12 protein-coding genes are annotated in these 13637 nt (G+C 49.0%); 11 read left to right on the forward strand and 1 reads right to left on the reverse strand.

What is annotated here, in order from left to right:
* The first annotated feature begins 10 nt into the window (after positions 1-10).
* Positions 11-1186: a C-type lectin domain-containing protein gene (locus VV089_RS05760; protein ID WP_334335252.1), complete on the forward strand. Its 1176-nt coding sequence runs from the start codon at positions 11-13 to the stop codon at positions 1184-1186.
* 23 nt (positions 1187-1209) lie between these two features.
* Here the strand turns inward: VV089_RS05760 and VV089_RS05765 are convergent, their stop codons facing one another.
* Positions 1210-2031, reverse strand: a complete 822-nt coding sequence (locus VV089_RS05765) for a Cof-type HAD-IIB family hydrolase (RefSeq protein WP_334335253.1) — start codon at positions 2029-2031, stop codon at positions 1210-1212.
* Positions 2032-2201: 170 nt separating this feature from the next.
* Between VV089_RS05765 and VV089_RS05770 the strand changes: the two genes are divergently transcribed.
* The 10 genes from VV089_RS05770 (at position 2202) to VV089_RS05815 (ending at position 13605) form a co-directional block, all read left to right on the forward strand.
* A complete protein-coding gene (locus tag VV089_RS05770; RefSeq protein ID WP_172540840.1) occupies positions 2202-3602 on the forward strand; it encodes a spore germination protein in 1401 nt (466 codons plus the stop codon).
* Positions 3603-3741: 139 nt separating this feature from the next.
* Positions 3742-3897 (forward strand): hypothetical protein, encoded by a 156-nt coding sequence (locus VV089_RS05775; protein ID WP_334335254.1) that lies wholly within the window; start codon positions 3742-3744, stop codon positions 3895-3897.
* Positions 3894-4574, forward strand: a complete 681-nt coding sequence (locus tag VV089_RS05780) for a transposase (protein ID WP_334335255.1) — start codon at positions 3894-3896, stop codon at positions 4572-4574. The genes VV089_RS05775 and VV089_RS05780 overlap by 4 nt, the downstream gene beginning before the upstream one ends.
* Before the next feature lie 284 nt (positions 4575-4858).
* The gene (locus VV089_RS05785) at positions 4859-5854 is read left to right on the forward strand and encodes a transposase (RefSeq protein WP_334335256.1); all 996 of its coding nucleotides are present in this window, start codon (positions 4859-4861) and stop codon (positions 5852-5854) included.
* Between the two features lie 214 nt (positions 5855-6068).
* A complete protein-coding gene (locus VV089_RS05790; RefSeq protein WP_334335257.1) occupies positions 6069-6347 on the forward strand; it encodes a hypothetical protein in 279 nt (92 codons plus the stop codon).
* On the forward strand, positions 6344-7024 hold the full coding sequence (locus tag VV089_RS05795) for a transposase (protein WP_334335258.1): 681 nt from the start codon (positions 6344-6346) through the stop codon (positions 7022-7024). The genes VV089_RS05790 and VV089_RS05795 overlap by 4 nt, the downstream gene beginning before the upstream one ends.
* A 340-nt stretch (positions 7025-7364) precedes the next feature.
* Positions 7365-10748 (forward strand): tetratricopeptide repeat protein, encoded by a 3384-nt coding sequence (locus tag VV089_RS05800; protein WP_334335259.1) that lies wholly within the window; start codon positions 7365-7367, stop codon positions 10746-10748.
* 62 nt (positions 10749-10810) lie between these two features.
* On the forward strand, positions 10811-12502 hold the full coding sequence (locus VV089_RS05805; protein ID WP_172544316.1) for an Hsp70 family protein: 1692 nt from the start codon (positions 10811-10813) through the stop codon (positions 12500-12502).
* A 165-nt stretch (positions 12503-12667) separates the two neighbouring features.
* Positions 12668-13150, forward strand: a complete 483-nt coding sequence (locus VV089_RS05810) for a YbaK/EbsC family protein (protein ID WP_334335260.1) — start codon at positions 12668-12670, stop codon at positions 13148-13150.
* Positions 13147-13605, forward strand: a complete 459-nt coding sequence (locus VV089_RS05815; RefSeq protein WP_334335261.1) for a precorrin-2 dehydrogenase/sirohydrochlorin ferrochelatase family protein — start codon at positions 13147-13149, stop codon at positions 13603-13605. Before VV089_RS05810 ends, VV089_RS05815 begins: the two co-directional genes overlap by 4 nt.
* Positions 13606-13637 lie beyond the last annotated feature (32 nt).

The following is a 13637-nucleotide window of genomic DNA, read 5'->3' on the forward strand; positions in this document are numbered from 1 at the left end:
CCGGTGCTAAATGATGAAAAGACGAATGCTGCCCATTTTGTGGGTTATGATACTGCTTGCACTTACCGCATGTTCCGGAACCGATTCAAAGACAGATGGAGCCGGCATTGAAACCGGAAAGCAGAACCTCCAAAACAGACAGGAAAAGCCAAAGCCGGATTCAAAAGAAGCATTCCAGGAAGCCATGCCGGAAAAAGAGCGGGAGCTTAAGGAGTGGGAGCACGCCTATCTGGAATACGTGGAGGCGCTGGAATACAATGATTCTTATACCTATAGCCTGATCTACGTGGATGAGGATGAGATTCCGGAGCTTGTGGCTGACAGCGGCTTTGAGGCTGGAGGCTGCCAGATCCTAACCTGGCATGAGGGAAAGACGGATGTTCTGCAGACCTCACGTTTGTATTTTACTTATCTTGAGAAGGGAAACCTGCTCTGCAATTCCGCTGGAAATATGGGCTTCTATTACGATAATGTCTACACCATTGAGGATGGCTTATGGTCCTTCGTCGGAGGCGGAACCTATGGAGACAGCGAGGATGGGCCGCAGTTTGATGAAAATGGCGACTTTGTCTATGAATACCATTGGCTGGAGGAGCCGGTGGAACAGTCCGAATATGAGGGGAAGCTTCATGCCGTTTATCAGGAAGAGCAGGCGGTAACACCAAAGATTTATTATATCAAGGATGAGATGGTGTCTCTTCTGGAAACAGGGAAGACAACCTCGGCAGGCCATCGCTATGAGCTGATTGTTCAGGACGTTACCTGGGAGGAGGCCGGCGGGGCATGCAGGGAACGGGGAGGCTATCTGGCGACACTCACTTCCCGGGAGGAATTTGAGCGCATCCAGTCACAGATTCTTTCGGAGGAAAAAAGCGCTGTTACCTTCTTTGTGGGCGCGGCCAATACCGGGGATTCATGGGGCTATGCCTGGCTGGAACCGGGAAAAGAGAGCGGATACTCGATGCTGGACTTGTATAACGCTTTGTTTGCGGATTATTGGCTGGAGGGGGAGCCCAGCTATAGCGGGCTGACAGAGGAGGGGCAGGAGACTAATGAAAACTGTGTGACGATTTTTTACCGCTCCTCTGACGGCAGATGCTATCTCAACGATGTGCCGGGGGATATACTGTCGGCGTTTCCGTCCTTTGCCGGGCGGGTAGGATATATCTGTGAGTATGATGAATAAGAAATTGCTTATTGGAACTGTTTTTATAACATGAATTTCTCAATGATCTCTGCAATTCCGGAATGATTGTTGTCCTGCTCTGTGAGATAGGCTCCGTAGGCATACATCTCCGGACGGGCATTTTTCATAACGCAGGGCAGTTTTACGGCTTTCAGCATGGAGATATCGTTTTCCGCATCTCCGGCTGCCAGGGTGTGCTCATAGGGAACGTTCAGATATTCGCTGATAAAACGAACGCCGCTTCCCTTGTTGATGCCTTCCGGAAGGAATTCCAGGTACTGGTCGCAGGAGAAGAACATATCCAGCCGGTTCTTTTTGGCCCAGGGCTCCATATGCTGGCGGAAGGCCTCCAGATGGCTCCGGTCATGGAGGTCGATGAAGAGCAGCTTGATGGGATCCGGGCCGCTGCCCAGGGCTTTTGTTACATCCTCAACCACTTCATAGGGCAGGATGGTGGAGACAGAGTAATATTTCATTTCCTCCGTTTCACGCTCGCACAGAGCCGCTGTGTCAGTATAGGTCTGGGCATGGAGCCGGAACTTATAGGCTTCGTCAAAGGCCTCCCGGATACAGTCTTTTTGTACCCCCTTATAAAAAATGGTTTCTTTTTTGTATGCATCGTAGATCAGTGCGCCGTTGGAGGTGATGGCGTAGCAGCCCGGGCCGGTAAGCCCCAGCTTTTCCAACTGTTTGGCAGTGCTGACCAAGGGCCGGCCGGTGCAGACTACAATGGCATGTCCAAGCTTTGTGGCTTTTTGAATTGCAGCCAGATTTTCCGGCGTAATGTCTTTGCTGTCTGTCAGCAGCGTTCCATCCAGATCTAAAAACAAAATCTTTTTTTCCATAATGCAGACTCCCTTTTTACGCATATTTTCTCTGAATGATTATAACAGAAATTTTACAGGAAGTATAGTTTTTCCCGATTTTTCTCATACTAGGAAAAAGTGGGGCGTAATATTGCGAGATATTACGGAACTGGAATAAGACTGGAATAAGGAGGTAGAGAGGGATGGGAATCCGGCTTTCCGAGCATTTGGATGAAAATGTGACGAATTTGAATGAAATACTGAATCTGGACAGCAATTTTGATATTATCCGCAAGGGAATTACCATAGCAGGAAGGGATGCCTGTATTTATTTTATTGACGGCTTTCTGGAGGAGGCGATTATGGAAAAGCTCCTGGAGTTTTTCTATAAGCTGAAGCCCGAGGAAATGCCCATGACGGCAAAACAGATGATTGATCATGTGGTGCCCTATGTGGAGGTTACAGCCATTGAGGAGGAGGAGCTGCTGACGCAGAGCCTGCTATCAGGGATTACCTGTCTGCTGATTGACGGTTATGATACCTGCATCGGACTGGACTGCCGTTCCTATCCCATGCGCGGGGTGGACGAGCCTTCCAAGGATAAGGCGCTTCGGGGCTCTAAGGACGGCTTTGTGGAGACGGTGGTGTTCAATACGGCTTTGATCCGAAGGAGAATCCGAAGTCCCAAGCTGTCTATGGAGATTCTTACGGCAGGTAAAAGCTCCCGGACGGATATTGTGCTCTGTTATATGCAGGACCGGGTGGATCGGAAGCTTCTGAGGGAGATCCGGGGGCGGATCAATGCCATAAAGGTGGATGCCCTGACGATGAACCAGGAGAGCCTGGCAGAGTGCATTTATGATCGGAAATGGTTTAACCCGTTTCCAAAGTTTAAGTTTACGGAACGGCCGGATGCGGCTTCGGCGGCGATTCTGGAGGGGAATATTGTTGTGCTGGTGGATAATTCTCCTCAGGCGATGATTGTGCCCACGTCGATCTTTGATATTGTGGAAGAGGCAGACGATTATTATTTTCCGCCGGTGACGGGGTCTTATCTGCGGCTTACGCGGTTCTTGATTGCGCTTATTACGCTGCTGCTTACGCCGGTGTTTCTGCTGCTGTTTCAGAATCCACAGTGGATTCCGCCCTGGCTTTCGTTTATTCAGATTAAGGATGCCATTAATGTGCCTATTGTGTGGCAGTTTTTGATGCTTGAGCTTGCTATTGACGGTCTGAGGCTTGCGGCGATCAATACGCCGAGCATGCTCAGTACTCCGCTGAGTGTGGTGGCTGGTATTGTGCTTGGGCAGTTTACGGTGGACTCTGGCTGGTTCAACGCGGAGATTATGATGTATATGGCTTTTGTGGCGATTGCGAATTATACGCAGTCTAGTTATGAGCTGAGTTATGCCCTTAAGTTTATGCGGTTAATTATGCTGGTGCTTACTTCGCTGTTTGACCTTTGGGGATTTTTGATTGGGCTGCTGATTACGGTTGTGGCTGTTGTGGGGAATAAGACGATTGCGGGGAAGAGTTATATTTATCCGCTGCTGCCTTTGAATTTGACGCAGCTTAAGAAGAGGTTTTTGAGGCTGAGGCTGAAGGAGTAGGGGGGGAGGACGGATAAGTTTCTTTATTTGCCGCGGCAAGTATCTTGAAATGTTCCGAAAAAGCCTGTAGAATCGAGGGCACTGAAAGAGTCTGATTCTTTGTTAAAAGAATTAGGCTTTTTCTATGAGAAATGGTACAATGGAAACGAACGGAGGGGGATTGAACATGCTGAAAGAAACCATTCAGCAGGCTTTGGATAAAGGGTTAATCAAATCGGGGACGATCATTGTTGATTCTACCCATACCAATGCGTCTGTCCGCGCAAAACCGCAACACAGATCCTGTGGGATTTGAGTAAACAATTACGGAAGGAAATCTATAAAAACGCGTATGACTTATCGGAAAGCTTTCAGGAGAAGCCGTCCCTGGAAGCGGGCCTGGATGAGGAAATCGCTTATACGGAGGCTCTGCTTTCGGTCCTGAAGGAAGGGATTGCTGCCTGCGGGAATAAAAAGATACAGGACCTGGCGGAAAGGATACGGGGATTATTAGATACGGATAAGATTCGGGAAATCAGGTCAAAAGATGACGAAGACGCCCAGTTTGGGCACAAGACCCCCACGAGTACATTTTATGGGTACAAAAACCATCTGGCAATGACGGAGGAAAGGCTGATTGCAGGGATAAGCGTAACGTTAATAGCGAAAACAAATCCTGCGGTCGCGGCTGCTGCGGATAAGTGCCCGCTAAAAGGACAGTGTAAAGTAGGGAAGGGAAAAACCCACAGCTATAGTATTACTCAAGCAAGCGAAAAGAACCGGAGCAGGCTGGAATTTGAAGCAAGCGAAAAATTTCAGGAACGCCTGAAGATCCGGCACCGGATTGAAGAAAAGAATGGGGAATTAAAAGAAGCCCACGGATTAGGCAGAGCAGATTCAGTGGGATTGTTTGCTATGGAAGTGCAAATGTATTTTACGGCATTTGCGGCAAATATTAAGAGAATAACGAAGTTGATTGCACTGGCCGGATGATAAAACGGCCTATGTTTTTTAGTGAATCATAATCTCTGACATTGTATTATAGAAGAAAGAAAAACTCCCACTAAAAAAGGGGAGTTTTTCAGTGCCCTCGAAAACAAAGGGTTCCGGCACATTGGTTGTCGCTTGAATCCCTTGTCCAGTGTGACCCCTCAGAACGTTATCGAAGAAGCTCAGATACGCTTGAAAAAAAGTAGATGCTTTAGTATAATGGAATCATGGCAGAAACGGGAATCTGATGGGATGTCTGCCATTCATGAGAAAGGCGGTAGATGCCATTGAGAGCAGATACAATCACAAAGGATTATGTAAAAGATGCAGGCGTGTTTGCCGATATTTTTAATTACTATATTTACGGTGGGCGGCAGGTGATCCTGCCGGAGCAGCTCACGGAGCGTGATTCCACGAAGATAGCGCTGCCATACGGTGCGGACGGCGCAGTGGTTCCCGTCCAGAAATTCCGTGATGTGCAGAAGCTGTATGCGGCAATGACGGATGGGAAGATGGAATATGTCCTTTACGGCGCGGAGAACCAGGCTGAAATCCATTATGCTATGCCTGTGAAGAACAATCTCTATGATGCGCTGGAATACGCAGGGCAGGTAGAAGAGGCGGCAAAGTCGCACCGGAAAGAAATGAAGCGGAAAAAAGAGGAGGGGGAGGAGTCTGCTGAAGAAGGCGGGAAAACACCAAGTGCAGGTGAATTCTTAAGTGGCTTCTGGGTGGAGGACAGACTGATACCTTCCATCACGGTGACTATATTTTTCGGCTCGGAAGAGTGGGATGGGCCGTTAAGCCTGTTTGAGATGATGGATGTGTCAGATCCGGATGTGCTTGCCTGCATGGACAATTACCATGTGCGGTTGATCGCACCGGCGCAGATGACGGACGAGGAGATTATGAAATTCCAGTCCAGCCTGCGGGAAGTTATGCTATTCATCAAATATTCGAAGGACAAGGAAAATCTAAGCAGGGTGCTGGTGACCAATGAAAAGCGTTTCCGGGAGTTGGAGCGCAGAGCGGCTGATGTGATTGAAACAATTACAAATTCGGGAATAAAATATGATGAAAGTGAAGAGGTGGTCGATGTGTGTCAGGCAATACGAGAAATTCGGATGGAAGAGCGGAAAATTGGTGAGCAGGACGGCGAATTGAAAAAGGCCAGAGAAGCGGCAGAAAACTTGCATGAAATGGGACTTGATACGGATAAGATAGCTCAGGTGGTTGGCTATGCTGTGGAGACGGTAAAAGGATGGCTTGGGATTGAATCATAATGCGAGGGTGTGTGCTGATATCCCTGAACAATATTTAACAGCGGCATAGGCGGCAATCTTGAATTGATGCCATAGGATTTTGGGTACTAACAGGCAAAGGTGTTGAAGAATGGATTAAAATCGAGGGCACTGAAAAAGTCTGATTCTTTGTTAAAAGAATTAGGCTTTTTCTATGAGAAATGGTACAATGGAAACGAACGGAGGGGGATTGAACATGCTGAAAGATAATTCGCAGATGTGCCTATCACTAGCACCATATCAGGGGCTTTATGATGCTATTATTCCTCAAAAGCATCTCCTAAGGAGGATCAAAGAAAATATAGATTTCAGTTTTGTAAATCCCATGCTGCGCAAACAGTATTGTGAACATTTCGGACGTCCTGCAAAAGAACCTGAAATGATGTTCAAACTTATGTTTTTAAAAAACTTTATTCTACCCATACCAATGCGTCTGTCCGCGCAAAACCGCCAACACAGATCCTGTGGGATTTGAGTAAACAATTACGGAAGGAAATCTATAAAAACGCGTATGACTTATCGGAAAGCTTTCCGGAGAAGCCGTCCCTGGAAGCGGGCCTGGATGAGGAAATCGCTTATACGGAGGCTCTGCTTTCGGTCCTGAAGGAAGGGATTGCTGCCTGCGGGAATAAAAAGATACAGGACCTGGCGGAAAGGATACGGGGATTATTAGATACGGATAAGATCCGGGAAATCAGGTCAAAAGATGACGAAGACGCCCGGTTTGGGCACAAGACCCCCACGAGTACATTTTATGGGTACAAAAACCATCTGGCAATGACGGAGGAAAGGCTGATTGCAGGGATAAGCGTAACGTTAATAGCGAAAACAAATCCTGCGGTCGCGGCTGCTGCGGATAAGTGCCCGCTAAAAGGACAGTGTAAAGTAGGGAAGGGAAAAACCCACAGCTATAGTATTACTCAAGCAAGCGAAAAGAACCGGAGCAGGCTGGAATTTGAAGCAAGCGAAAAATTTCAGGAACGCCTAAAGATCCGGCACCGGATTGAAGAAAAGAATGGGGAATTAAAAGAAGCCCACGGATTAGGCAGAGCAGATTCAGTGGGATTGTTTGCTATGGAAGTGCAAATGTATTTTACGGCATTTGCGGCAAATATTAAGAGAATAACGAAGTTGATTGCACTGGCCGGATGATAAAACGGCCTATGTTTTTTAGTGAATCATAATCTCTGACATTGTATTATAGAAGAAAGAAAAACTCCCGCTAAAAAATGGGAGTTTTTCAGTGCCCTCGAAAATCAAGGGTTTCTGCCGCTTCCCATAAACACTTGTGAGAAGTTATACGACGATTTCCGTCTATAAAATCAATAAAAAATTTAAATTTCGTCACTTTTCACAATCGTCAAATGTTGGGAGTGAACAGTAACGAAGATAAAAACGCAATGCGTATTTTTGCTCCATGTTCTTCACATTTTTGGACTTTTGTGATATACTTGAAAATAGTGTGGACAAATGTGCGAAAGGGATGATATCAATGGACGAAACCATTAGCTTTTCCATTTTGGAAATTGAAAAGACAAAGGAGAAACAGGCTATACAGGATGCCTACCGCAGGCTGCTGGTGAAGGTGAATCCGGAGGATGATCCGGAAGGGTTTAAGCGGCTTCGGGAGGCTTATGAGGCGGCGAATGCTTATGCGGATCGCCCGGAGGAGCTGAAAAAGGCGCCGGAGACGCCGGTGGAGCTTTGGATTGAACGGGTGAGGGAGATTTATTTTTCGCTCTCGAAGCGTCTGGATGTGTCCCTCTGGGAGGGGCTTCTTAAGGATGATATCTGTCTGGAGCTGGATACGAGTGTGGAGATCCGGGATGCCCTTCTTGATTTTCTGGCGGATAATTACCGGATTAAGACGGATATCTGGAAGATGATTGATAAGACCTTTAATCTCCAGGAGGAGAGGGCGGAGCTTCTGGAAAAGTTTCATCCGAATTTTATAGATTTTGTTATGCATCAGTGTCAGAGTGACGACGATTTTCCCTATGAGGCGTTTCAGGGGGCGGATGACGGGGATTACGATACCTTCCTGTACCATTATTATGAGCTTTGCAGGAAGAATGACAGCGGGGATGTGGAAGGAGCCGGCGGAATTCTGGATACCTTGAAGCATCTGCCGGTTTCCCATCCCTATCTGATGCTGGAGGAGGCAAGGCTGGAACGGAACAGACAGGAGCTTTCCAAAGCTTCCGGATGGATTCACGGCCTTCTGGCTTTGATGGAGGACGATATGCGCAGTCTTGCCTACGGAGGCGAGATTTTCTGGGAAAATGGGGAAAAGGAAGAGGCAAAGGACTGTTTTGAGAAGATTTTGAAGGACTGTCCTACCCATTATATGGCGAATAAATACCTGGCAAAGCATTACCAGGAGCAGGGGGATCCCGTCAAGGCCAAGGAATACTGTGTGGAGGCTCTTCGCGTCAGCTCCCAGGAGGAAGCGCTTTTGGAGACTATGCGCGACATTAACCAGAGCCTTATGAAGCTTTATGAGGAGCGGCTTGAGAAGGAGGAGATTTCTGACGATGATGTGATGGAGCTTGGCTGGTGTTATCTTCAGAATGATCTTTTTGGAAAGGGTGTGGCTCTGCTGGAGGGCCGTACCATGGGAGACAGCAAAAAGGCGGAATACTACAGCCTTCTCTCCAAATGCTATCTGATGGAACAGCAGTACCAGAAGGCGGTGGATGCGGCAAGGGCCTGTATTCCCTGTATCCAGACAGAAGCAGAGGCCAGGGAGGCAGAGGCTGAGGAAGAGGAAAAGGGCAAGCAGCTGGACCGGATTCCCGGCCGGATTGCCGGAGCCTGTGAGATTATTGCCAAAGCCCTTCACACCCTTGCGAAGGAAGGGGAACTTTCCAAGGAAGAACAGGCTTCCTGTTATGAGCAGGCATTGGAGGCGATTGATGAGGCCTTGAAGCAGGAGCCGGATTCCAGGAATTACCGGATTGAGCAGGCGCAGATTTTTATGGATCAGGAGGAATATCAGAAGGCCGTGGATGTGTGCGATCAGATGATAGAGACGGATCGCAATGACTTTTACGCTTATGTCCTGCGTCAGAAATGCTGCTACGAGATGCACAACGGCCAGGGGGTTGTGGACAACTTTTACAGCGCCAAGGATATTTATAACGGTTATCCTCAGATTTATGAGCTGGCTGCGGACGTATTTATCCGCTACGGCCAGTATGACGATGCCAGGGGAATCTTAAAGCAGGCGGAGGAAGCGGAGGTCGGAAGCCCTAAGCTGGATCTGATTCATCTGACCATTGGCAGGGAGACGGCGGAGAAGGATGAGGAATTCAAGGCGGCCTATGAGGAAGCGAAAAAGCTGGAGGAGAAGTTTAAGGAGTACCGGGAAAGCGTAACGGATGAGCAGATGGCGGAGCTGTACTATGAGATTGCCCGGTGCTGCCGGGGGCTTGACCGCCAGAGAGATGCCTTAAAGTACATAGAAAAGGCCTGCAGCCTGCATCAGGATAAACTGTATCTCTGGATTCGCGCCAATACCTTAGCAGATCTCAAGGAGCACGATCGCGCCATGGCGGACTATCAGCTCTGCGAGAAGGAGTATGGGGAAAATGAGCTGGTCTATGAAAATATGGCCCGCTGCTACGCAAGCATGGGCAAGCGGAGCCAGGCTCTTGAATATTACAAAAAGGTTTTAAAGGTCAATGAGGAAAATCCCAGGGCCAACAGCCGGATTGTGGACATTTATACAGATATTTTAAAGGATACGGGAGATTTAAAGTATTTTAAGGAGGCGGTTCCCTTTGCCACGCGGCAGCTGGAGCTGGATCCATGTGCCTACTATTATATTGAGAGGGGCCTTTTGTACCTGGAGGCGGGAGAGTGGGATCTGGCGGAGGCTGATTTCATAAAGGCAGCAGAGCTGGAGCCGGACAATACCTATGCCTACAACAACCAGGGATGTATCTATAAGTACACGGAGCAGTACGAGAAAGCCGTTGAACTCTTCAAAAAGTCCATTGAGGTGATGGAGGAGAGTGAGACAATCATTGCTTACAGCAACCTGGGCGGCACCTATGAGCGCATGTGTGATTTTACAAGGGCGCTGGAATGGTATCAGAAGGGAAGCCGGGAGTTTCCCCAGAACCGCGCCATCCGGAAGGATATTATCCGGGTGTTGAAGAAGATGCAGCTTCTGGATAAGGCCATGGAGGAGATCAAAAGCTTCTATGGGGAGGATACGATCGCCTATTACCTGGAGACGGGTGAGATTTACGTGCAGATGAAGCGCTTTGCCAAGGCGATTTCTTTGTACCAGACGGCCAGGAAGAAGGCGGAAAATGATGCGGATGCTTCTGATGCATGGTATCATATTGGGGATGTGTACCTGTATTATAAGAAAAACCCCAAAAAGGCGCTGGAATGCTATCTGAAGGCTCTGGATCTGAAGAATAAGAACGCTTACGGCTATGACCGCTGCTGCCGCAGTATTATGGAGTGTTACTATGAGCTGGGAACCCCGGATAAGGGCGCTCCTTATCAGAAGCTTGCGCTGGAATCTATCGGCAGACGCTTCGGACATATTGACAAATACTTAAATGATTTCTATTATAGAAGAAGCCGTCTTTACAATATAGGCGCCATGTACTATTACTTGGGTGATCTGGAGATGGCAAGGAAGTATTTCGGACAGATAGAGAAGGCTGCCAAATGCCGCCACTGCAATTTCCAGGAATGCGAGGACTACTGGGAGGCCATGGGATTTCTCTACGAGGAGGACGGAAAGCTTGCAGAAGCCCTGAACTGCTATGAGAAGGCCTGCAGAGAGTCTGTGCGCAATGACTTGAGCATTGCGAAGGTGGAGCTGCTGACGAAAAAGCTTAAAAAGCAGCGTTAAACTTTGGGAGGGTATTTGTCCGCAGGAATAAAGACATATATATAAGACTAGAGGAATATAGGATGATTATTGGAATTGATTTAGGAACAACAAACAGTCTGGCCGCTTATTTTACGGAAGACGGGCCGAAGATTATCCCCAACCGTCTGGGAAAGAATCTGACTCCTTCCATTGTAAGCGTGGACGAGAATGACCAGATCTACGTGGGCGAGACGGCCCGTGAGCGCGGGCTTTTGTATCCGGGCACCACGGCCCAGGTGTTTAAGAGGAGCATGGGAAGCACCAAGAAGTTTGATCTGGGACACAAGCAGTTTACGGCGGAGGAGCTGTCCTCCTTTGTGCTGCGTTCTCTGAAGGAGGATGCGGAAGCTTATCTGAAGGAGGAGGTGACGGAGGCGGTTATCAGCGTTCCGGCTTATTTTGACGATAAGCGGCGGAAGGCTACGAAGCGTGCCGGGGAGCTGGCAGGCTTAAAGGTGGAGCGTATTATCAGCGAGCCTACGGCGGCTGCCATTGCTTATGGTCTTTATGAAAAGACCAAGAACACCAAGTTTCTGGTGTTTGACCTGGGCGGCGGCACCTTTGACGTGTCCATTCTGGAACTGTTCCAGAATATCCTGGAGGTCCGGGCCGTGGCCGGGGACAATTACCTGGGCGGCGAAGATTTTACGGATGTGCTGGAGAAAATGTTTCTCCAGAAAAAGAAGATCGAGCTGGATGCCCTGGACGCCAAGACAAGGGGAAATCTGCACAAAGCGGCGGAGGAATGCAAGCTGGGCTTTGCAGACAGCGCAAAGTCAAAGTTTACCTGTACGATAGACGGAAAAACAGAGGAGCTGGAAATCACCCAGAAAGAGTATGAGGAGCAGTGCGAGCCCCTTTTGGACAAGATCCGCAAGCCCGTTCAGAGAAGTCTGGCGGATGCCCATATCAAGCTGTCGGATATCAATGTGGTGGTACTGGTGGGCGGCGCAACCAGACTCCAGGTAGTAAAGAATTTTATTATTAAGCTGTTTCGGAAGTTCCCGGATACCTCTGTCCATCCCGACGAGGCGGTTGCTCTGGGCGCGGCCATTCAGGCGGCTATGAAAGAGCGGAATCAGGCGGTGAAGGAAGTGATTCTCACGGACGTGTGTTCCTTTACCCTGGGCACAGAGGTGACGGTAAACCGCGGAAACGGCCGCTATGAGTCTGGCCATTACTGTCCCATTATTGAGCGGAATACCGTGATTCCGGCCAGCCGGACGGAGCGGTTCTATACCCTTCACGATGATCAGAGCAAGATTACCATTAACATTCTCCAGGGAGAGAGCCGGTTTGCGGCCAATAACCTGCTTCTTGGGGAGCTGACGGTGAATGTTCCTAAGAACCGGGCCGGAGAGGAATCCGTGGATGTGACGTACACGTATGATATCAACTCCATTCTGGAGGTGGAAGTGAAGGTACTTTCTACTGGAGAGGTACGCAAGCAGATCATCAAGAGCCAGGAAAATGAGATGACGGACGAGGAGATTCAGGAGCGCATGGAGGAATTGTCCTATCTGAAGATTCATCCCCGTGACCAGGAGGAGAATAAGCTTCTGCTTCTGCGCTGCGAGCGGCTCTATGAGGAAAGTATGGGGGATACCAGGCGGATCGTTGATATGGAGATCCGGAAGTTTGAGGAGGCGCTGAACACCCGTGACCGGGGCAGGATTGAGGAGGCACGGGAGGAGCTTAAACAGGCGCTTAAAGAGATCGAGGAAGATTTTTAAAACAGCTATAGCGGAACTGGAAAACAGCTATAGCGGAACTGGAAAACAGCTATAACTCATACAATGCCAGAACGATTTACAGACACAGCAGTTGGTGGCTGGAAATCGTTCTCTTAAAGGGTATTGTATGAGTTATAGCGGGACTGGAATGGAGGAATTCTGGAGATGTCGATAGAGATTGTGCGCAAATATTTTTCTGATTTCGGAATGGAGGAACGCATTCTGGAATTTCCGGTGTCCAGCGCAACGGTTGAGCTTGCGGCGCAGGCTGTGGGCTGCATTCCGGCCCGGATTGCAAAAACCCTGTCCTTTAAGGTGGATGAGGAAGCGATTCTTATTGTTGCGGCGGGAGACGCCAAGATTGATAACCGGAAATACAAGGATAAGTTCGGGAAGAAGGCCGTTATGCTGTCCCAGGAGGAAGTGGAGGAGAAAATCGGCCATGCCGTTGGCGGCGTCTGCCCCTTTGGGATTCCGGATACAGTGAGCGTTTATCTGGATGAGTCCATGAAGCGGTTTGAGACTGTATTTCCAGCGGCGGGAAGCTCCAACAGCGCCATTGAGCTTACGTTGGAGGAGCTTATGCAGTACTCCCATGCAAAGGAATGGATTGACGTGTGCAAGGGCTGGCAGGAGCAGGAGGTATGAGCCGGTATTTTCCCTTGTTTGTGAATTTGGAAGGAAAAAAGATCTTAGTCTACGGGGCCGGAACCATTGGGTCCCGTAGAATTTTATCTCTTTTGGAATTTGGCTGCCAGCTTACGGTGACTGCGCCGAGAGTTTCGCCAAAGGTGGCGAAGCTGGCGGAGGAAGGAAGGCTTTTCTGGAAGGACGACGTCTATCATCCGGGAGAGATTGGCGAAGATGTCTGCCTGGTTCTGGCGGCAGCGAGTGATAAAGAGGTGAATGCGCAGATCGCCGCAGAATGCCGGGAAAAGCAGATTCCGGTGAATGTAAGCAGCGACAAAAGCCTTTGTGACTTCTATTTTCCGGGGCTGGCGGTTAAGGATGAGCTGGTGGCAGGAGTGACCGCAGGCGGCGGGGATCACAGGAGAGCCCGAAGGGCTTCTGAGGCGGTTCGGGAATTGATCGAAAAGCTGTAGAGTAGAGAATGGACGATAGCAAAGAGAGGAGG

Source organism: Candidatus Merdisoma sp. JLR.KK011, from assembly GCF_036941125.1.
Classification (GTDB): Bacteria; Bacillota; Clostridia; order Lachnospirales; family Lachnospiraceae; genus Laedolimicola.